Origin of the sequence: Pseudomonas sp. CBZ-4 (assembly GCF_000346755.1) — a bacterium.
Classification (GTDB): domain Bacteria; phylum Pseudomonadota; class Gammaproteobacteria; order Pseudomonadales; family Pseudomonadaceae; genus Aquipseudomonas.
Genome location: NZ_ANNV01000129.1, coordinates 1 through 18,685 on the forward strand (window position 1 = coordinate 1; position 18,685 = coordinate 18,685).

At 58.2% G+C, this 18,685-nt stretch carries 15 protein-coding genes; 8 read left to right on the plus strand and 7 right to left on the minus strand.

The genetic code is table 11. The annotated features are described in order from the left end of the window. Positions 1 to 50 precede the first annotated feature (50 nt). Genes B348_RS0117125 through B348_RS0117135 form a run of 3 tightly spaced genes read right to left on the minus strand, consistent with a single transcriptional unit; the run spans position 51 to position 3,174 of the window. A complete protein-coding gene (locus B348_RS0117125) occupies positions 51 to 1,154 on the minus strand; it encodes an acetoin dehydrogenase dihydrolipoyllysine-residue acetyltransferase subunit (protein ID WP_017737294.1) in 1,104 nt (367 codons plus the stop codon). Beyond that, complete coding sequence (locus B348_RS0117130; protein WP_017737295.1) at positions 1,151 to 2,170, minus strand: alpha-ketoacid dehydrogenase subunit beta; 1,020 nt, start codon at positions 2,168 to 2,170, stop codon at positions 1,151 to 1,153. The genes B348_RS0117125 and B348_RS0117130 overlap by 4 nt, the downstream gene beginning before the upstream one ends. Positions 2,171 to 2,196: 26 nt before the next feature. Then, positions 2,197 to 3,174 (minus strand): thiamine pyrophosphate-dependent dehydrogenase E1 component subunit alpha, encoded by a 978-nt coding sequence (locus B348_RS0117135; protein ID WP_017737296.1) that lies wholly within the window; start codon positions 3,172 to 3,174, stop codon positions 2,197 to 2,199. Between the two features lie 299 nt (positions 3,175 to 3,473). On the opposite strand from B348_RS0117135, the gene B348_RS0117140 reads away from it, so the two are divergent. After that, positions 3,474 to 5,324, plus strand: coding sequence for a sigma-54-dependent Fis family transcriptional regulator (locus B348_RS0117140; protein WP_017737297.1), 1,851 nt, complete (start codon positions 3,474 to 3,476; stop codon positions 5,322 to 5,324). A gap of 129 nt (positions 5,325 to 5,453) precedes the next feature. On the opposite strand, the gene B348_RS0117145 is transcribed toward B348_RS0117140, so the two are convergent. Next, positions 5,454 to 6,233 carry an acetoin reductase gene (locus tag B348_RS0117145; RefSeq protein ID WP_017737298.1) on the minus strand — a complete coding sequence of 260 codons (780 nt, stop codon included), beginning with the start codon at positions 6,231 to 6,233 and terminating at the stop codon, positions 5,454 to 5,456. 194 nt (positions 6,234 to 6,427) lie between these two features. Between B348_RS0117145 and B348_RS0117150 the strand changes: the two genes are divergently transcribed. Then, positions 6,428 to 8,590 carry a TonB-dependent siderophore receptor gene (locus tag B348_RS0117150; protein WP_017737299.1) on the plus strand — a complete coding sequence of 721 codons (2,163 nt, stop codon included), beginning with the start codon at positions 6,428 to 6,430 and terminating at the stop codon, positions 8,588 to 8,590. A gap of 232 nt (positions 8,591 to 8,822) precedes the next feature. Next, positions 8,823 to 10,589, plus strand: a complete 1,767-nt coding sequence (locus tag B348_RS0117155; protein WP_157356518.1) for a hypothetical protein — start codon at positions 8,823 to 8,825, stop codon at positions 10,587 to 10,589. 119 nt (positions 10,590 to 10,708) lie between these two features. Here the strand turns inward: B348_RS0117155 and B348_RS0117160 are convergent, their stop codons facing one another. Together B348_RS0117160 and B348_RS0117165 are read right to left on the minus strand one after the other, a co-directional pair. Then, positions 10,709 to 11,146: a carboxymuconolactone decarboxylase family protein gene (locus B348_RS0117160; protein WP_017737301.1), complete on the minus strand. Its 438-nt coding sequence runs from the start codon at positions 11,144 to 11,146 to the stop codon at positions 10,709 to 10,711. 98 nt (positions 11,147 to 11,244) lie between these two features. Continuing rightward, positions 11,245 to 12,690 carry a mechanosensitive ion channel domain-containing protein gene (locus B348_RS0117165; RefSeq protein ID WP_017737302.1) on the minus strand — a complete coding sequence of 482 codons (1,446 nt, stop codon included), beginning with the start codon at positions 12,688 to 12,690 and terminating at the stop codon, positions 11,245 to 11,247. A gap of 392 nt (positions 12,691 to 13,082) precedes the next feature. On the opposite strand from B348_RS0117165, the gene B348_RS1000000131085 reads away from it, so the two are divergent. From B348_RS1000000131085 to solA, 4 genes are read left to right on the plus strand one after another with little or no spacing between them, the layout of a single operon-like run. Further along, positions 13,083 to 13,892 (plus strand): pyrroline-5-carboxylate reductase, encoded by an 810-nt coding sequence (locus tag B348_RS1000000131085; protein WP_177325338.1) that lies wholly within the window; start codon positions 13,083 to 13,085, stop codon positions 13,890 to 13,892. A 1-nt stretch (position 13,893) separates the two neighbouring features. Further along, positions 13,894 to 14,757 (plus strand): methyltransferase, encoded by an 864-nt coding sequence (locus B348_RS0117175; protein ID WP_017737304.1) that lies wholly within the window; start codon positions 13,894 to 13,896, stop codon positions 14,755 to 14,757. Further along, positions 14,754 to 15,665 (plus strand): EamA family transporter, encoded by a 912-nt coding sequence (locus B348_RS1000000131575; protein ID WP_157356519.1) that lies wholly within the window; start codon positions 14,754 to 14,756, stop codon positions 15,663 to 15,665. The genes B348_RS0117175 and B348_RS1000000131575 overlap by 4 nt, the downstream gene beginning before the upstream one ends. Continuing rightward, entirely contained in the window at positions 15,662 to 16,819 is a 1,158-nt protein-coding gene (gene solA / locus B348_RS1000000131090; RefSeq protein ID WP_081609257.1) for an N-methyl-L-tryptophan oxidase, read from the plus strand. Before B348_RS1000000131575 ends, solA begins: the two co-directional genes overlap by 4 nt. Positions 16,820 to 16,888: 69 nt before the next feature. Here the strand turns inward: solA and B348_RS0117185 are convergent, their stop codons facing one another. After that, entirely contained in the window at positions 16,889 to 17,755 is an 867-nt protein-coding gene (locus B348_RS0117185; protein WP_017737306.1) for a pirin family protein, read from the minus strand. A gap of 180 nt (positions 17,756 to 17,935) precedes the next feature. Here B348_RS0117185 and B348_RS0117190 point away from each other — a divergent pair, with 180 nt between their 5' ends. Continuing rightward, the gene (locus tag B348_RS0117190) at positions 17,936 to 18,679 is read left to right on the plus strand and encodes a response regulator (RefSeq protein WP_017737307.1); all 744 of its coding nucleotides are present in this window, start codon (positions 17,936 to 17,938) and stop codon (positions 18,677 to 18,679) included. Positions 18,680 to 18,685: the final 6 nt, after the last annotated feature.

Genomic DNA, 18,685 nt, shown 5'->3' on the forward strand with positions numbered 1-18,685 from the left:
GCTGACCCACCGCTATCGCAGGCAAGCCAGCTCCCACATTTAGAGCTTTGTCAGGCTTGGGATTTGAGGAAGGTGGCCATCAGTTGGTTCACCTGCTCCGCCGCCTCCAACTGCACCATATGCCCCTGCCCCGACAGCACCTCCACCTGCGCCTCCAACCCCTGCGCATGCCGCACCGGGATGATTGCATCATCACTGCCCCAGATCACCAGGCTCGGTTGGCGTCCCACCACATTGCGCAAATCCATCTTCTGCTGCCCGCCGTCAAACAGCGCGCTGTTGAGCTGGCGCAACGCCTGATCCACACCCTCCAACCGCTTGAACTTGAGCATGTCCTCCAGCATCTGCCGCGTCACCAACGCGGGGTCGCTGAACAGTTGCATCAAATGCGGCTTGAGGGCGTTGCGGTTGCTGGCCTCGGCAAAGCCTTGCAGGTAATCGCCGTTGATGTCCGCGCCGAGCCCAGCGCTGGCGATCAGGGTCAGCGAGGCGACGCGCGCGGGGGCCTGGTCGGCAACGGTCAATGAAACCAGACCGCCCATGGAGTGGCCCGCCAGGTGCACGCGGTCCAACTTCAGATGATCAAGCAAGTCCAATACGGCCTGAGTCAACTCACCAGCATCACCGCTGTGCAACTGCTTGCCCGACTCGCCATGCCCCGGCAGATCCAGGGCGATCACCCGCCGCTCGGCCGCCAGCGCCGGTTGGTTGAACAGCCAGTTGTTCAAGTCGCCGCCAAAGCCATGCACCAACACCAGCGGCGTGCCGCCCTCGCCGAGGTCGAGATAACGCAGCAGACGCCCGCCGATCTCGACTTTCTGCGCACTCGGCCCCGACGCTTCGGCCTCGGCCGCACTGGCGACAAACCCGGCATTGAAGCCTTCGATCACGGCATCGATCTCTGCCTCCGACGCCTCACCCTCAACGACAATCCCCAACAACGCGCCCACCGGCAAGGTCTCATCACTCAGCGCCAGGACGCGGCGCAGCACACCGCTGAACGGCGCTTCCACACTGCTGGAAATCTTGTCGGTCTCCACATCCAGCACTTCCTCGCCCTTCTCCACCCGGTCGCCGGGTTGCTTGAGCCAGATATCGATGCGCCCTTCGGTCATCGACAGCCCCCATTTGGGCATGGTCAGGGTATGGATCATGCGGCGTTCCTCTTGTCGGCGATCTTCAGCACGGCGTCCTCGATCTTCGCGGCGTTGGGGATGTACAGGTCTTCCAGCGCATCGGAGAACGGCACCGGCGTGTGCGGCGCGGTGACCATTTCAATCGGCGCACGCAGCGAGGAGAACGCCTGCTGGGCCACCAATGCGCTGATATCGGTGGCGATGGAACAACGCGGGTTGGACTCATCAATCACCACCAGCCGCCCGGTTTTCTCCACGCTTTCAAGGATGCTGTCGACGTCCAGTGGGCTGGTGGTGCGCAGGTCCAGCACTTCGCAGTCGATGCCCTGGCGCGCCAGGTTGGCGGCGGCTTCCAGGGCGATGTGCACCATGCGCCCGTAGGTCACCAGGGTCACGTCCTGACCTTCGCGCACAAAGTTGGCTTCGCCGAAGGGCACGGTGTACAGCTCTTCCGGCACCTCGCCTTGCAGGCTGTAGAGCATCTTGTGTTCAAGGAAGATCACCGGATCGTTGTCACGGATCGCCTGGATCAGCATGCCCTTGGCGTCATACGGCGTGGCCGGGCACACCACCTTGAGGCCGGGGATGTGCGTCCACATCGAGGTGAGCATCTGCGAGTGCTGGGCCGCCGCGCGCAGACCGGCGCCGTACATGGCGCGGATCACCAGCGGCGTGGTGGTCTTGCCGCCGAACATGTAGCGGAACTTGGCCGCCTGGTTGAGCAGTTGGTCGAGGCAGCAGCCGATAAAGTCGACGAACATCAATTCACACACCGGGCGCATGCCCCGGGTGGCTGCGCCGACCGCCATGCCGACATAACCGACCTCGGACAACGGCGCGTCCAGCACGCGGTCGGGGAACTGCGGGTACAGGCCCTTGGTCACGCCGAGCACACCGCCCCAGGCGTCTTGTTCACCGGGCGCGCCGGTGCCGCCGCTGACATCCTGACCGATGATGAACACGCTCTGGTCACGGCGCATTTCCTGGGCCAGGGCTTCGTTGATCGCCTGCTGGTAGCTGATTTTGCGAGCCATAGGATTCTCTCCAGATGTTGTTGTTATTAGGGATAGGCGACGTAGACATCGCTGAGCAGGTCGGCGGCTTGCGGCTTGGGATCGGACTTGGCGCGGCGCACGGCGTCTTCGATCAACTGCGCGACTTCGCTGTCAATGCGCTCGAACTGCGCCGCGTCCAGCCAGCCTTCGGCGCTGCAACGCTGGCGGAACAGCGCCAGGCAATCGGCGCTGTCCCGCAGGTTTTTCACTTCATCAGGGCCGCGATAGGTTTGCGCATCACCTTCGAAGTGGCCGTAGAAACGGCTCAACTTCACTTCCACCAACGTCGGCCCCTGGCCTGTGCGCGCACGCTCGACGGCAACGCCGAGGGCGGCGTGCACGGCGAAAAAGTCGTTGCCATCGACAATCACCCCCGGCATGCCAAAGCCCACGGCACGCTCGGCAATGTCTTTGCACGCCACCGACCAGCCGGAGCCGGTGGCCTCGGCATAACCGTTGTTTTCGGCGACAAACAGGCACGGCAGCTTCATGATCGACGCCAGGTTCATCGCTTCAAACACCGCGCCCTCGTTGGAGCCACCGTCGCCAAAAAACGCCACGGCCACACCCTGGCTGCCCTTGAGTTTCGACGCCAGCGCCGCGCCCGCAGCCAATGGTGCGCCGGCCCCGACGATGCCGTTGGCGCCGAGCATGCCCTTCTCCTGGTCGGCGATGTGCATGGAGCCGCCCTTGCCGCCGCACACGCCGGTTTTCTTGCCGTAGATCTCGGCCATCATGCCGAACACATCCACGCCCTTGGCGATGCAATGGCCGTGGCCACGGTGGTTGGAGGCGATGCAGTCGTCATCGTTGAGGTGGGCCATGACCCCGGCGGCGCTAGCCTCTTGGCCAGCATAGAGATGCACAAAACCGGGGATCTCGCCGGTGGCGAATTCCACGTGCAGGCGTTCTTCAAAATCACGGATGGTGCGCATCACGGTGTAGGCATGCAGCAATTGATCGGTGGACAGGTGAGTGGACATCTTGTTGTTCTCCAGGTTGTCTCGACACACAAAAGGCTGATCGTGTTCAGCTACAGGGCCTTCAGCACAGCCTGTGCCAAGGCCCGAAAAAACCTCGCAAAGCCTTGATCCAGAGCAGTTGTGGTGGTGCGGCACGGCACCGCAGAATGAGACGCTTGATTGCACGGCGCAGGCCGCGTCTCAGGCGCGGTGAGACGCGGCGTCTCAGCCCGGGCAGTTGGTCAGGCCGCGCTTGTCCCGCGCGACCCATGCGCGCTTAATGGCGGGCATAACAACAAAGATCGAGAACCGGAGGCCTTATGCTCGCCGCGAACTCCAGGGAACACGTCGACTGCGTCAGTCGTGTGGTCCGCAATGCCGACCGCCTGCCCCAGGCGCCGGTGCCGTCGCTGATTTTCGATTCGTGGCGGCGTTCCATGGAACAACACCACCTCGACCCCGGCTCCTTGCAGGGACCACGGATCCTCAGCGAACCCTTGCTCAAGGAATGCCGCGAGCGCGCCGAACTGTTCATGCGCATCGCCGGCGAGGCCGTCGGCCAACTGCACCACCGCGTGCGCCACGCCGACTACTGCGTGATGCTCACCGACGCCCAGGGCCAGACCATCGACCACCGCGTGGACACCGCGATCCGCACCGACTGCCGCAAGGCCGGCCTGTACCTCGGCACCTGCTGGTCGGAAGCCGAAGAAGGCACCTGCGGCGTGGCCACGGTGCTCACCAGCAAGGCCGCCGTGACCGTGCACAAGCGCGATCACTTTCGCGCCGCGTTCATCGGCCTGACCTGCTCCGCGGCGCCGATCTTCGATCCCCAAGGCAACCTGCTCGGGGTGATGGACGCCTCCGCGTTGAAATCCCCGGATGACCGGCGCAGCCAGCACCTGGTCCGCCAGCTGGTGGCGCAAAGTGCCGAAGCCATCGAAAACGCTTTCTTCATGCACAGCGCCCGCGAGCACTGGGTGTTGCAGGCCCACAGCACGCCGGGCTTTGTCGACAGCCAGCCGGACCTGTTGCTGGCCTGGGACCGCGACGGCCGCCTGCATGCCTTGAACAGCAAGGCGCGCCAAGCCTTGCGCCTGCGCTTCGGCCAGGTACCGGAGCATATCGGCGAAGTGTTCGACCTCGACGCGTTGCGCGCGGTGACCGATCAATCCGCCCGGCAATTGCACTGGCTGGGGCAGCCGGGCGCCTTGCACGCACGCGTCAACGCGCCTCGCCGCACACCGGCACGCACCGCGCTGGCGCCGCAGGTCGATGGGCGGGTGGAAGAACACCTGCGCCTGGCCGTAAGGGTCAAGGACCGCAACCTGCCGGTGCTGGTGCAGGGCGAAACCGGCGCCGGCAAAGAAGTGTTCGCCCGCCAACTGCATGAGCGCAGCGCCCGGCGCAGCGGGCCGTTTGTGGCGGTGAACTGCGCGGCGATCCCCGAGAACCTGATTGAAAGCGAGCTGTTCGGCTATGTCGCCGGCGCCTTTACCGGGGCCTCCAGCAAAGGCATGCCGGGCCTGCTGGTGCAGGCCGATGGCGGCACCTTGTTCCTCGATGAAATCGGCGACATGCCGTTGGCCTTGCAGACGCGCCTGCTGCGGGTGATGGCCGAGGGCGAAGTGGCGCCGCTGGGCGCGGCGAAGACGCGTGCAGTGGATATCCAGGTGATCTGCGCCAGCCACTGGGACCTGGCGGTATTGGTCGGTGAAGGCCGCTTTCGCGAAGACCTGTACTTTCGCCTGGGCTGCGCACGCTTCTGCCTGCCGCCGTTGCGCGAGCGCACGGACAAGCTGGCGTTGATCAACCGCTTGCTGGAGCAGGAAGCACGCCCTGTAGGTATCGGCAGCGCCGCGTTGGAGTTGCTGCTGGGCTACGCCTGGCCGGGCAATGTGCGACAACTGCGGCATGTGCTGGCGTATGCCAGCGCGGTGTGTGAGGGCGATACGGTGCAGGTGGCGGATTTGCCGGTGGAGGTGCGTGGGGAGCAGCGAGAAGCGTTGGTTGAAGAGCGCGTGAGCCCCGAAAGGCAGATAGTCCTGGATGCGTTGATTCGCCATCGCTGGAAGCCTTTGCCGACCGCGCAGGCGTTGGGGATCTCAAGAGCAACCCTGTACCGCCGAGTCAATCAACTGGGCATCGACATGCCCAACAAAACCACCTGACACAATGGGATCAACATGTGGGAGCTGGCTTGCCTGCGATAGCGGTGTATCAGTGCCAAATAGGCAAGCTGACCCACCGCTATCGCAGGCAAGCCAGCTCCCACAGTAAACCGAGTTGACCTTGGAGGTTTAGCGGTAGACCAGGCCGCCATCGATCAGCGGTGCTTGGCCCGTCATGTAATCCGCATCCGGCCCCGCCAGGAACGAGACCAACCCCGCCACATCCTCCGGCGTCTCCGCGCGGCCCAACGCAATGCCATCCACGTACTTCTTGTACGTCGCGCCAATCTCGGCACCGGTAATCTCAGCCATGCGCTTGTCGATCTCGACCCACATATCCGTGCCCACCACCCCCGGGCAGTACGCGTTCACGGTGATCCCCGCGCTCGCCAATTCCTTGGCCGCGGCCTGGGTCAACGCGCGCACGGCAAACTTGGTGGCCGAGTACACGCCGAGCAGCGCAAACCCTTCATGGCCGGCGATGGAACAGGCATTGATGATCTTGCCCTTGCGCTTGAGCGCCTTGAATTTCTTGCCGGCGGCCTGGATGCCCCACAGCACGCCCTGCACGTTGATGCCCAGGGTGCGTTCGACTTGCTCCGGGCTCACGTCCAGCAGCGAATCGATCTGCGCCACCCCGGCGTTGTTGACGATGATGTCAAAGCCGCCAAGGGTCTGGTGTGCATGTTCGACGGCGGCCACCACTTGCTCCAGCTTGGAGACGTCAGCGACAAACACCGCCGCCTTGCGGCCCAGGCCCACCACTTCGGCGGCCACGGCTTCGAGCTTGGCGCCATGGATGTCCACCAGGGCGATGTCGGCACCGTCCTGTGCCAGGCGCAACGCAATGGCCCGACCGATGCCCTGCCCGGCGCCGGTGACCAGCGCAACTTTTCCAGCAATAGCCATGACACTCTCCTGCATTCGATGAGGGAAGCCTTGTCTATCGCAGGTCCCTGCCATGGCTGTCGAGGCGCAATGGGATTGGCGTGGGGGCTGAGACGGGGCGTCTCAAGCCGCGAACCATTCTCGAAAACTTGTAAAAGCGCGCACTTATGCCTAGCTTATGCGCCCCCCGCCCTGCGCTTTAAGGCCCTGCCCCCATGGTTTTGCGTTTTCGTCCCGTTGTCACTTCACGTTTCGCCCTCGGCCTGCTGCTGAGCGGCAGTATTGGCAGCAGCTTTGCGGCTGAGCTGGAACTGCCGGCGGTGAACGTCCAAGGCCAGGATGAGTCCGGCCTGCGTAGCCAAACTGCGTCGGTGGGTGGCTTCGACGAAGCGCCGCTGTTGGACACCCCGGCCTCGATCACCGTGCTCAATGCCGCGCTGATCAAGGACCAGCAAGCGCGCCTGCTCAGCGAACTGCTGCGCAACGATGCCTCGGTGGGCGACAGCTACGCACCCATCGGCTACTACGAAAACTTCGTGGTGCGCGGGTTCTCGCTGAATGCGGCGAGCAGCTACAAGATCAACGGGCGCACCATCACCGGCGAGCAGAACGTCGCCCTGGAAAACAAGCAGCAGGTGGAAGTGCTCAAGGGCCTCGCCGGTTTGCAGAGCGGGATTTCCGAGCCCGGCGGCGTGATCAACTACGTGACCAAGCGCCCGGAAGATGTGCGTTCGGTGACGGTGGCCACCGATGATCGCGGCAGCGGTTACATCGCCACCGACGTCGGCGGCTGGTTTGGCAGCGAAAAACAGTTCGGCCTGCGCGCTAACGTCGCCCATGAAGATTTGAACTCCTACGTCGAACACGCCAATGGCCAGCGCGATTTCCTGTCCCTGGCCTTCGACTGGAACATCAGCCCCGACGCCGTGCTGCAACTGGACGCCGAATACCAGGACAAGCAACAGCGCTCGGTGCCGGGTTATCAGTTGCTGGGCGGCACCGAGGTGCCCCACGGCGCTTCGCCGAAGAAGCTGCTGGGGCACCAGAGTGGGTCGAAGCAGGTGGGCATTGATTCGCTGAACCTCAACGGCAAGTTTGAGTACCGTTTCAGTGATCAGTGGAAAGGCAGCGTGAGTGCGGCGCGCAGCAAGGTGGTGATTGACGATTACAGTTCGTTTGCCTGGGGCTGCTATGGCGCCTCCAGTTGCACAGCGAAAGTGCCGAACTACTTCAGCCCCGAAGGCGACTACGACGTCTACGACTACCGTAGCCCTGACGACACCCGCCGCGATGACGAAGTGCAGGCGGCGATGACCGGCCTGTTCGACACCGCGGGCCTGGGCCATGAGCTGACCTTCGGCACCAGCGCCTTCCGCCGGGTGATCGACAAGCGCAAGTCGGTCAACGAGTACATCGGCACCACCAATATCGACGTTGATGCACCCACCTTCCCGCCCACCGACAAACCCTTGAACGACAGCCACCGCAACCTGGACAGTCGCCAATATGGCCTGTTCGTCACCGACCGCATCCGCTTCAACGAGCAGTGGCAAACCATTCTCGGTGGCCGTGAAGTGCGCCTGGATGAAAAAGCGTTCGACGGAATCACTGGCAACCAGACACGCCACACCCAGCAATACGTGTTCCTGCCCCAGGCGTCGTTGATCTACAAACCGGTGGAAAACATCTCGCTGTACACCAGCTACAGCAAAGGCCTGTCCCTGGGTGGCACCGCGCCATGGTTCGCGACCAATGCAGACGACACCCTCGCCCCTACGACCTCCCGCCAGATCGAAGCCGGGGTGAAATACGACTGGCGCCGCATCAGCTTTGCCGCCGCCGTGTTCCAGACCCGCCAGGCGTACCAATACGCCAAGCCGGACGACGCGGGTGATTTCACCTTCGTGCAACAAGGCGAGCAAAAGAACACCGGCCTGGAACTGTCAGCCAACGGCTGGGCCACCGAGCGCTTGCAGATCGCAACCAGTGTCGCCGCCATTCGCGCACGCGTAACCGGCAGCGGCACCCCGGAGTACGAAGGCCACCAGGCGATCAACGTGCCCAAGCTGCGCGCCAGCGTGTATGCAGACTATGCGTTGCCGTGGGTCAACGGCCTGGCGGTGCTGGGCGGTGTGCAATACAGCGCGAAGAAATCGGCCAATCGCGACGGCACCGTTGAGGTTGGGGATTACGCGGTGGTGAATGTGGGCAGCCGCTACACGACCAAGGTGGACGGTTATGAAACGGTGTTTCGCCTGAGCGTCGACAACCTGTTCGACAAGCGCTACTGGCGCGACGCGGGCGAGTACATGGGCGATGACTATCTGTTCCAGGGCGCGCCGCTGACGGCGCGCCTGAGTGCCTCGGTCAATTTCTAAATCTTCGACATTTCATACGGGCTTGTGGCGTTAGTCATCTGAAACAACTCGGCAAACAGTAACAAGCGCTGCCATGCAGCGCACTTGCCAACTGAAATACGCTTCAAGCCCGCCACAAAGAAACAAGCCAAAACACTTCCCCCCTCGCCCCACTTTTTACCATCGTTATACTCAAAACCGCTCTTGAGACCACTTCCCAATCCAACAACTCGACAACAACACGGGAGTAACGATGATCAGACAACATTGGCCCACCACTCACCCTGCGCAACTCTATCGCCCCGGGCACCACGGGAATACATTCAATACAAATACCCCACCCGGCAAAAAAGACACCCCTATTAACAACCAGACATCCAATAACACAAAACAACCCAGGCATCTGGATCGAATAGATACATCACTGGCCAAGGCCGCGGCAGCCGGAATTGATATATCAAAAACAAATCTTCCTGCTGGAATCGCCATACATCCCGACCTGATGTATTCATTTATATTCAACTCCGACACCAATACATGGAGCATTGGCGGCAAGAATGTCAGTTACCTAACACCGTTCAACGTGGGCGCTGCAATTCCAGACTCTCAACCGCCCTTAACATTTTTTTCGTTGACACAGGATAACTGGGTACCCCATGTCAGCCTGCCGACGAAGGCTGCCCATGACGACGTTATCATCTTCAGCTCATCGGCCAGCAAGAGTGTGACAATCACAAGCAAGGACCTGAATCCGGTAACACCGCAGGTTGTGGGGAAAAACGAAAAACTGGTTTTCCGCTATTCTGCTCCCGAGCGTCGCTGGAAAGCCGAGCACGTCGAAAACAAAACCAAGCCGCCAGTACCGCCTCAGAAGGACGTGGTCCAGCCGCCCTTCATACCCGACCGCAAGGATGTACAACGAATAGCACCCAACGGTCCCAAGACTGTCGTTGCACTGACTGATACCAACACGCCAGCGCACCTTCAGTTGCCCAAGCATGCAAATAATCGTGATCGTATTACCGTAACGTCAAGCGCCAGGACGCCAGTATCCATCGACGCCGACAACATCAATAACCCGGGGGCAATGAAGCTGGCAGCGGGAGAGACCTATGACTTCATGTATTTCGACAAGACTAAAAAGTGGGAAATACTCAGTGCCCCGCACACCTACCATTCAGCCGCCCGATTGAATAACGGCAACGTGCCCGACCTGACCACGCCTAAAACATTTATAGACATAAATTCAAAGGACTGGCAAAGCACAATCAATCTTCCAAGCGGTGCAAAAAATGGCAGCAGAATAATCATCCAGTCCAAGTCGGAACTTGCCGGCACCATCAACTACGGCACGGCCAAGGAAACGCTAAAGCCCGGCGAGACGATTTCATTTAAAGTCAACGAGCAGGGTCAGTGGGCCAGGGAAACCGTAACAATCGACCTGTTACTACTTTACAGTGACAAGGCGCGCAAACGATTGGGCGGTGAAGGTATGCACACTCGGCTGACTGAAGGGCTAAAACTGACCAATGAAGCACTTGAAAACTCGGGCGCCAACTTCAGATTCCGCAGTACGGCGATGAAAGAGATACCGGCCAAGTCACACTGGCAATACCTGAAAGACCCCATCAATGATCTGCGATCTGACCAGACGGTTAAATCCATGCGGGATAACTTAAAGGCTGACGGAATATATTACGAAGGCACGGAAATCGGCGGCGGCCTGGGCCATGTCGGGCCCATTAACGATTTCACCCTGTCGGTAGGCTCCATCAACGCACCTACGACGGTGATGCGCCATGAACTGGGGCATAACATGGGTGTGCAACATGGCGGGGAAAGCCGCTCGTACAATCAAGGCTACTCGAAATTCCGGACCGTGATGGGCGGCAACGACATACCCTTTTACTCGACCCCCCATCGATACACGCGTGACGGTCAACCGCTGGGCATAGACAACGAAATCGATGCCGTCCGCACGATGAACCAACTCTCCGCTCGGGTTGCGGGTTTGCGCTGAATACCGGCCGCTTGCCATCACTTCGATCTGAATCAGCGCCATTTCGCTAGCGGACGCATGCGGGGTCGCAACTTACCTAACCGGTAAAACCAGGACCCCGCCGCCTTCCGGTAAAACGCTTACTTCGGCATCTTGCGGAAACCCACCGCCAAGCGGTTCCAGCTGTTGATGGTGGCGATGGCCACGCTCAGGTCGATCTGCTCCTTGGCGCTGAATTGCTCGGCCAGGGCGTTGAAGTCTTCGTCCGGGGCGTGGGTGTGGCTGATCAGGGTCAGGCTTTCAGCCCAGGCCAGTGCCGCACGTTCACGCGGGGTGAAGAACGGCGTTTCGCGCCAGGCCGACACGGTGTAAAGGCGGCGCTCGGTTTCACCGCCCTTGCGGGCATCGGCGGTGTGCATGTCGAGGCAGAAGGCGCAGCCGTTGATCTGCGACACACGCAGGCGCACCAACTCCAGCAGCGGCAGCTCGATGGACAGTTTGCCGACGGCGGTTTCCAGGGCCATCATGGCTTTCATGGCGTCTGGGGAGGCAGTGTAGAAATCGGTACGGGTTTGCATGGTGGAACTCCAGAACGGTGGGGATTGGTGGCTAGATTAGTCACCGCACCGCTCGGGAGGAATATCCAATTCAGGCTAAGAACAGGTGACCAATCGCGTTACAGGCCGCGCTTGCGCAACCACTGCAAAAAGCCCTTCTTCACCGGCACCACCGGCGCTTCCTGAGTCAACACCTGCGCCGCATGCAGGCGGAAATCCAGCAGCGCCTTCATCGCCTCGCCAATGTCATGCCGCGCGTCCAGGCACGGCTTGAGGTATTCCTTTTCAATGCGGTACAGGGTGCAAAAAGTCTTCGCCGAAAAGTCTGCCAGCGCCGCCTTGTCGGAGAGGATGCCCGCCTCGCCAATCACCTCGCCCGGCCCCATGCGCCCGGCTTCGAACGTGTGGCCGTCCTTGATCAGCATCACCGAGACCACGCCGGTTTCGACGATAAACAAATGATCGCTGACCTCCCCCGCCGGCAAGATCATCTCGCCGCTGCGGTAGGTGTGCAGGGTCATGTTCTGGCTGAAGGTCTCTTTCTCATCCTGGCGCAAGGTGGAGAAAATCGGCGAGCGCTCCAGCAGGGCACGGGCGGCGGACATCGCCGATGGCGTGCTGCCTTCGGTGGCCGACAGCAGGCTCACCCCCGCCGCTTGCAGGTGGCGGAAGGCCAAATCGTACAGCTGGTTGCGCACTTCGCGCTTGAGGGCCATGGCCGGGACAAAACCGCTGATCTCGTATTCCACGCCACCACTGGCACTGGTCTTGAACGCGACACTGGGCGCCGGTGTGACCAGCAGCGGTCGGCACCCTTGCATCGCCCGCTCCAGCGCCTCGATGACGATCTGCGGGCGCGCATGGGGGCTGACTTGCAAGCTGACCGCCAGGCCGAACATATCCGCCGGGCGCGAAAAGTTGATGATCTTGGCCTTGGCCGCCAGGGAGTTGGGAATCACCGCCATGCTGCCCTGGGAGGTTTGCAGGCGCGTGGCCCGCCAGTCGATATCGGTAACCCGGCCTTCGGTGCCGTCGATGGAGATCCAGTCATCCAGCTGGTAGGGCTTGGTGGTGTTGAGTACGATCCCCGAGAACACATCGCTCAAGGTGCTTTGCAACGCCAGGCCGACGATGATCGCCACCGCGCCCGACGTGGCCAGCACGCCCTTGACCGGCAGGTCGAGCACATAGGCCAGGGCGGCGATGATCGCAATCAGGAAAATCACCGCGCCAAGCAAATCCTGCAACAACCGCCCGGTGTGCCCGACCCGCTGCATCATCACCGCACCGAGCAACACCGTCAGCGTACGCGCCGCGAACAGCCACCAGCCAATCTGCAAGGCCGTGGCGGCCAGGTGCAAGGCGGTGTTGTCGGCATACGGCGCGACTTGCATGGGGTTCATGCCATCGTTGAACAGCACGGCGCTGAACACCGCGAAGATCAACAGGCGCGCGGCGAGCTTCCAGTTGGCGAGGTTGACGGAGATCAGGCGCCAGACGGCGATGTCGATGAAGATCAGCGCCAGGGCGCAGAACATCGGGTGATCGGAGATAAATGACGGCATCCAGGCGGCTCCAGGGCGAATGCGCTGAAGATCGCATGAAATGGGGGTTACGGGTATAGCGAAGGGCAAAATGTAGGCCGAGGTGCTGCAGTTGGACTTGCCTGACAGAGTGTCCAAACACTAAGTCAAGGCTGCAAGCACATGAGCAGCTCATATAAGTCTCTATATTGCATGCAGCCGCAATCTTTCGGAAACTTCTGAAGTGCATTTCAAGTTTGAAAGCCAGCCAAGACCACTAAAAAATTAGTTATAGCGGGTACGCGCCTGCAAATTTTTAATTTCAACAGAAATGGACTACGTGCTTTTGGGAAGCCAAATACTTGATATAAATTTAGTCCTGGATGAGGCTGAAAAAATATTGGCCACCCTCATCAGACAGAAGAGAAAACATCATGTCCAAAACAACAATAGAGGTCGTAATTATTGGCGCGGGACATATGGGAAGCGCAATCGCGCTCGGATTGAAACGCTCAAGCCTAAACATATTAATAACGGCCGTCGACCCTGACCTCGCGCGTAGGAATGCAATGACCACGATGGAAATATATACAGTAGAAGACCTACCAAATCATTCAACACCAGACCTTATTATTCTTGCAATACCACCACAAGCTTTCAAAAAAATGTCAACAAAAAATCTGAATCTTGAGCAATACGAAGGCCCCGTAATATCGGTCATGGCCGGGATACACTTATCCGAGCTAGCAGCAAAACTCAATACACCACAACTATGCAGGGCGATTCCAAATCTTGCCTGCGCCATCAATGAAGGCATGACAGCGCTAAGTTTTCATACGCAAATAACAGAGGAAAACATTCGACTCATCGAGGCGATTTTTTCAAGCCTCGGAAAAACAATCACAATTAAAGACGAAACACTCATTGATTCTGCTACAGCGCTGATTGGAGGAGGTCCTGCATACATTTCTTACTTTACAGCAGCCCTTATGGAATACGCTATTTCTACCGGATTCGATAAAGACCATGCCACCTCCATCGCAATTCAATCACTACGTGGAACTACAACCCTTCTTAGCACAAGCCATAACCCACCAATGGCGCTTTGTGAAAAAGTCATGACACCTGAGGGAACAACAATACAAGCAATCAACTTTTTCAACAGCATGCAACTCAGGACAATCATTGTCGATGGACTAAAACGGTCCCAAGACCGCTCAATAGAGCTAGGAAAAGGAGTCTGAAATGCAAGGATTAATTGATCACAGCGTAGCGATCCACGACCTAAAACACGAACTCACAAAAACCACAAAAGGGGTATATAAATTATACTTTGGTTTAGGTCAAACTTTGACATTGACCGACACACCCGACGTTTTCAAAGTAAGCCTAGCCGGGGTAAGACTGGGCCATTATCTGGTGCGATCATTCAGTTCTAGAGCAAATAAGAGAAGCTTTTTAGATATGGGCACGGGAAGTGGTGTCCATGCGTTACTGATACGCAAGCTTGGCAATAACGATATTACAGCTACCGATATCTCGGAGCGATCCATTGAGCAGGCGAAAATCAACGAGCATATAAACTTCAGGCAACGCAGAATTTCTTTTTTTGCAAGTGATCTATTCACCGAAATCCCAGACAGACGATTCCAAACAATTATATTCAACCCTCCTGGCTGGAGAACCCCCTCCGAGTCTTTCGTTCAACAACTAGAAACCGAGGATCAGCCGACACAATTACCACTCCGCGCAATGTTCTACGGTGACGCCGTCATTATGCGTTTTCTTGAAGATCTCCCGAATTACCTTGAGCCTAAGGGAGTCGCAATCGTCGGCCTCAATTCGCTAGTTGGAATACGCGACGTATTAGAACGGTACATCCGCAAACATAACAACAAGCCACCATTATTGTACAGATTGGTCGAACGCCACACATTCCCACTCATTCACTATTCCGATCAATGGGAGAGCCTGAGTGACCACTTGAAAGGCGAATTCGCGAATTGGGAAAAACAAGATAAGGCCGCGTACTCTACCGATACAAATGGCAACATTTATTGGTCATACGAGATCATTGAATTCACTCACTGCCCGATGCATCAGCCATGAACCCACTACAAATAAACATCGACCCACACACGTTACCGATTACCTTATCGGTGTTCGCACACTTTCTACTGGGCGCATCATCTCTTTACTGGAAAGAACTCGGCGAGGTAACGCCCACAACTTTAGTTGCCTACAGAATAATATTGTCCGCTTTCATCCTCAGTCTTTTCATCTTGCTTTTCCGCCGCCCTGACCAGCAACGACTCTTGAAACCAAGAATAGCTTTACGACATCTCTGCGCATCATTCTTCATCGCTGCAAATTGGGCCGCATTTATTTGGTCCTCTATCAATGGATATATTCTAGAAAGCGCACTTGGCTATTTATTAGCCCCCTTTATTTCAATCACGCTAGGCGTAACACTCTATCACGATCCGATAAACGCAAAAAAAACAGCCTCTATCCTGACTGCACTTTGTTGCATTGCGGGGCTAATCCTGTTGACAGAAAACCTAAACCACTGGATCTATTTAGTGATCGCCGCATCATGGGGACTCTATACATATATAAAAAAAGCAACCCCGCTCAACGCGGAACAAGGATTACTTCTAGAAACTGTGTTCTTATCACTTTGCTTGCCACCAGCTGTTTTACTATTTGACCTAAAAATCTTATACCCCCACGAACTGCCAACACAAGCAATCAACCTAATTTGGCTGGCTGGCGCGGTGTCCACAGCACCTCTATTAATGTTTTCTTATGCCGCTGGCAAAATACCACTCTCACTCACTGGCCTTCTGCAATTCACACTACCCTTTACACTAATAACGATCTCATTTACCGCCTACGAACAAAAAGCACCACCCGTATCGCTAGCGATAATAATCACCACCACAACAATCCTTGCCACACTTATCATATACGACACTGTAGCCTCCCGACGGCCAAAGCAAGGTCATCACACATGAAAAACATACATGACGTAATCGTTATCGGACTTGGCGTGATGGGCGCGGCAGCTCTTTGGAGAGTCGCGTCAAAATGCACCAGCGTGTTAGGTATTGACGCTGCCGGCCCCACACATTGTTACGGGTCGTCTCAGGGAGGTTCAAGGATATTCCGGCGCGCTTATTGGGAGGGCGAAAAGTACCTACCCCTTCTCAATCATGCAAATCTGTTATGGCATGAACTAGAGCAGCTTATAGATCGGCAGATTCTATTTCGAACAGGGGGAATCTTCATCGGCCCCAACGCCAGCTGCGTAGTGGCCGGAAGCATTAAAACTGCCGAACAAGGAAGTATTGAACATGAGATTTTTACATCATCAAACGCCAGAGCACGTTTCCCGGCGTTTAATTTGCAGGATGATATACGCGCCATATACGAACCTGGTGCATATGTGATTTCAGCATGCGATGCTAGATTGGGAATGTTAAACGAGGCAGTTCGTCAAGGCGCGACCCTTAAGTTTGGCGAAAGGATCGTGAAACTTGACAATCATAATATTGGTATACGAGCCACGACAACAAAAGGCCATGTTTATTATGCAAAATCGGCAATCGTGGCAACGGGACCGTGGATCGCTACCGATCTTGTGCCAGAACTCAACAACTGCCTTGAACCACGACGAGTTCCGATCTATTGGTTCAAGCCACACATAGACTCTGGGAAATTGTTTTCCAAAGAACATTTCCCCGTTTTCCTCTACGAGCGTAACGACGGAGGCATCCTCTACGGTGTCCCTTCGATCATCAGCAATGAACCAGGTGTCAAAATTGGCTTTCACAATAGACAGCAAGATCCAGCCACTCCTGACTGGAAGATCGCTCCGGTTCAAAGCAAGTATATAACTGAAATCTCCGAGACAGTTAAAAACCTATTCCCTAAGCTTGAATGTTTGCCCATACAGGCAAAAAACTGCTTCTATACAATGAGCCTGGATGAGTCTTTTTTGATCGGAACAACTAAAACTCTGAAGGCAACTTACTTCGTTTCCGCTTGCTCAGGACATGGGTATAAATTTGCAACATCTATTGGTGATGCCTTGGCCAATATGGCCGTCGGCCAACAGCCCTGTTTTTCGCTATCAGCGTTCTCATCTGATCGATTCAACATCGCATAACTATTGAGGACGGATTAATGGACGGCCCCATGTCCATACATTTGCCAACAATAGCTATGCGACAGGTTCTCAGCCTTGCATCTGGCCAAACCTGCCCGAGTGAAAGTCCTCGAACGCCTGGTGGATTTCCTGCTCGGTGTTCATCACAAACGGCCCATGCCCCACGATCGGTTCATCGATCGGCTCACCGCTGAGCAACAGCACCTTGGCATCGTCGTTGGCCTCCAGGCTGATCTGGCTGCCATCACGTTCGAACAACACCAGCTGGCCTTGGCGTGCGACCTCCTCGCCGTTGACCAGCACCGTGCCACGCAGGATCACCAGCGCGCTGTTGCGCCCGGCGTGCAGGTCCAGGGTCACGGGTTTGCCGGCGTTGAGGCGCAGGTCCCACACGTCGATTGGCGTAAAGGTCCGCGCCGGGCCCTGGGTGCCAGCGAATTCACCGGCGATCAGGCGCAGTTGCCCGGCAGCGTTGGCCAGCGGCAGCACGGGGATATCGCCGTCAACGATGGTCTGGTAACCGGCATCGGCCATTTTGTCCGCTGCCGGCAGGTTGACCCACAGTTGCACCATCTCCAGCGCACCGCCTTTGCGGGCGAAGGCTTCGGAGTGGAATTCTTCGTGGATGATGCCCCGGGCAGCGGTCATCCATTGCACGTCGCCGGGGCCGATGATGCCGCCGGCGCCGGTGGAGTCGCGGTGTTCGACCTCGCCGTCGTAGACGATGGTCACGGTTTCAAACCCACGATGGGGATGTTGGCCTACGCCGCGACGCTCGTCGGTGGGGGTGAAATCAGCCGGGCCGGCGTGGTCCAGCAGCAAAAATGGGCTGATGTGTTTGCCCAGGTTGTCGTAGGAAAACAGTGTGCGCACCGGGAAACCGTCGCCGACCCAATGGCCGCGTGGACTGGTGTAGATGCCGATGAGTTTTTTCATGGTGTTCCTCCAAAGTGGATACACCTTAAATCCGATCACAATAATGCGCTAGACGGCAAAAACGGCCTTGATCGTTCTACTGATGGAACGACATACCACCGCCGCACCACAAAATCCGCGTTAATGATAATGACTCGTAGTAATATCCGCCCTCTCCCGCTCAACCCACCGAGGGCTGCAATGCCGTTTGCCGCAGCAACTGTCGCACCGCGCGTGCTGGTGGTGGATGACCACCGCAAGATCCGCGAACCGCTGGCCACCTATCTGCGCCGCCACACCTTCGAGGTGCGCACCGCCGAAGACGCGGCCGGCATGTGGCAATTGCTCAAGCGCCAGGCGTTCGATGTGGTGGTGCTCGACGTGTTGCTGCCGGATGGCGATGGTTTTGAGTTGTGCAACCAGTTGCACCGGCGCAGCAACACCCCGGTGATCCTGCTGACCGCCCGCGACAGCGCCGCCGACCGCATTCGCGGCCTCGACCTGGGGGCCGACGATTACGTCACCAAGCCCTTCGAACCGCGTGAACTGGTGGCGCGCATCAACAGTGTGTTGCGCCGCCAGGGCCGCAACGCCGGGCCAGTCGCCTCCACGAGTGGCGCGCGCGCGTACCAGTTCGCCGGCTGGCATTTCAGCGCGGCCAGTGCCACGTTGACGCGCGCAGACACTCCGGCGATTCAACTCAGCACCGCCGAAAGCCGCCTGCTGCAAGTGTTCCTCGACCACCCCAACCGCCTGTTGCCCCGCGAACGCCTGATCGACCTGACCGCCGCCGCCGACAGCGACGTCAGCGACCGCGCCATCGACCGCCAGGTCAGCCGCCTGCGGCGCAAGCTGGCCCAGGACGACGCCACGCCGGACCTGCTGCGCACCATCTGGGGCGGCGGCTACCTGCTGGCGGCCGAGGTCAGTGAGTGCACGCCCTGAGCCGGC

Excerpts from the sequence above, each read along its gene's own strand:
- B348_RS0117125 (WP_017737294.1), bottom strand. The coding sequence starts at position 1,154 with ATGATCCATACCCTGACCATGCCCAAATGGGGGCTGTCGATGACCGAA.
- B348_RS0117130 (WP_017737295.1), bottom strand. The coding sequence starts at position 2,170 with ATGGCTCGCAAAATCAGCTACCAGCAGGCGATCAACGAAGCCCTGGCC.
- B348_RS0117135 (WP_017737296.1), bottom strand. The coding sequence starts at position 3,174 with ATGTCCACTCACCTGTCCACCGATCAATTGCTGCATGCCTACACCGTG.
- B348_RS0117140 (WP_017737297.1), top strand. The coding sequence starts at position 3,474 with ATGCTCGCCGCGAACTCCAGGGAACACGTCGACTGCGTCAGTCGTGTG.
- B348_RS0117145 (WP_017737298.1), bottom strand. The coding sequence starts at position 6,233 with ATGGCTATTGCTGGAAAAGTTGCGCTGGTCACCGGCGCCGGGCAGGGC.
- B348_RS0117150 (WP_017737299.1), top strand. The coding sequence starts at position 6,428 with ATGGTTTTGCGTTTTCGTCCCGTTGTCACTTCACGTTTCGCCCTCGGC.
- B348_RS0117155 (WP_157356518.1), top strand. The coding sequence starts at position 8,823 with ATGATCAGACAACATTGGCCCACCACTCACCCTGCGCAACTCTATCGC.
- B348_RS0117160 (WP_017737301.1), bottom strand. The coding sequence starts at position 11,146 with ATGCAAACCCGTACCGATTTCTACACTGCCTCCCCAGACGCCATGAAA.
- B348_RS0117165 (WP_017737302.1), bottom strand. The coding sequence starts at position 12,690 with ATGCCGTCATTTATCTCCGATCACCCGATGTTCTGCGCCCTGGCGCTG.
- B348_RS1000000131085 (WP_177325338.1), top strand. The coding sequence starts at position 13,083 with ATGTCCAAAACAACAATAGAGGTCGTAATTATTGGCGCGGGACATATG.
- B348_RS0117175 (WP_017737304.1), top strand. The coding sequence starts at position 13,894 with ATGCAAGGATTAATTGATCACAGCGTAGCGATCCACGACCTAAAACAC.
- B348_RS1000000131575 (WP_157356519.1), top strand. The coding sequence starts at position 14,754 with ATGAACCCACTACAAATAAACATCGACCCACACACGTTACCGATTACC.
- solA (WP_081609257.1), top strand. The coding sequence starts at position 15,662 with ATGAAAAACATACATGACGTAATCGTTATCGGACTTGGCGTGATGGGC.
- B348_RS0117185 (WP_017737306.1), bottom strand. The coding sequence starts at position 17,755 with ATGAAAAAACTCATCGGCATCTACACCAGTCCACGCGGCCATTGGGTC.
- B348_RS0117190 (WP_017737307.1), top strand. The coding sequence starts at position 17,936 with ATGCCGTTTGCCGCAGCAACTGTCGCACCGCGCGTGCTGGTGGTGGAT.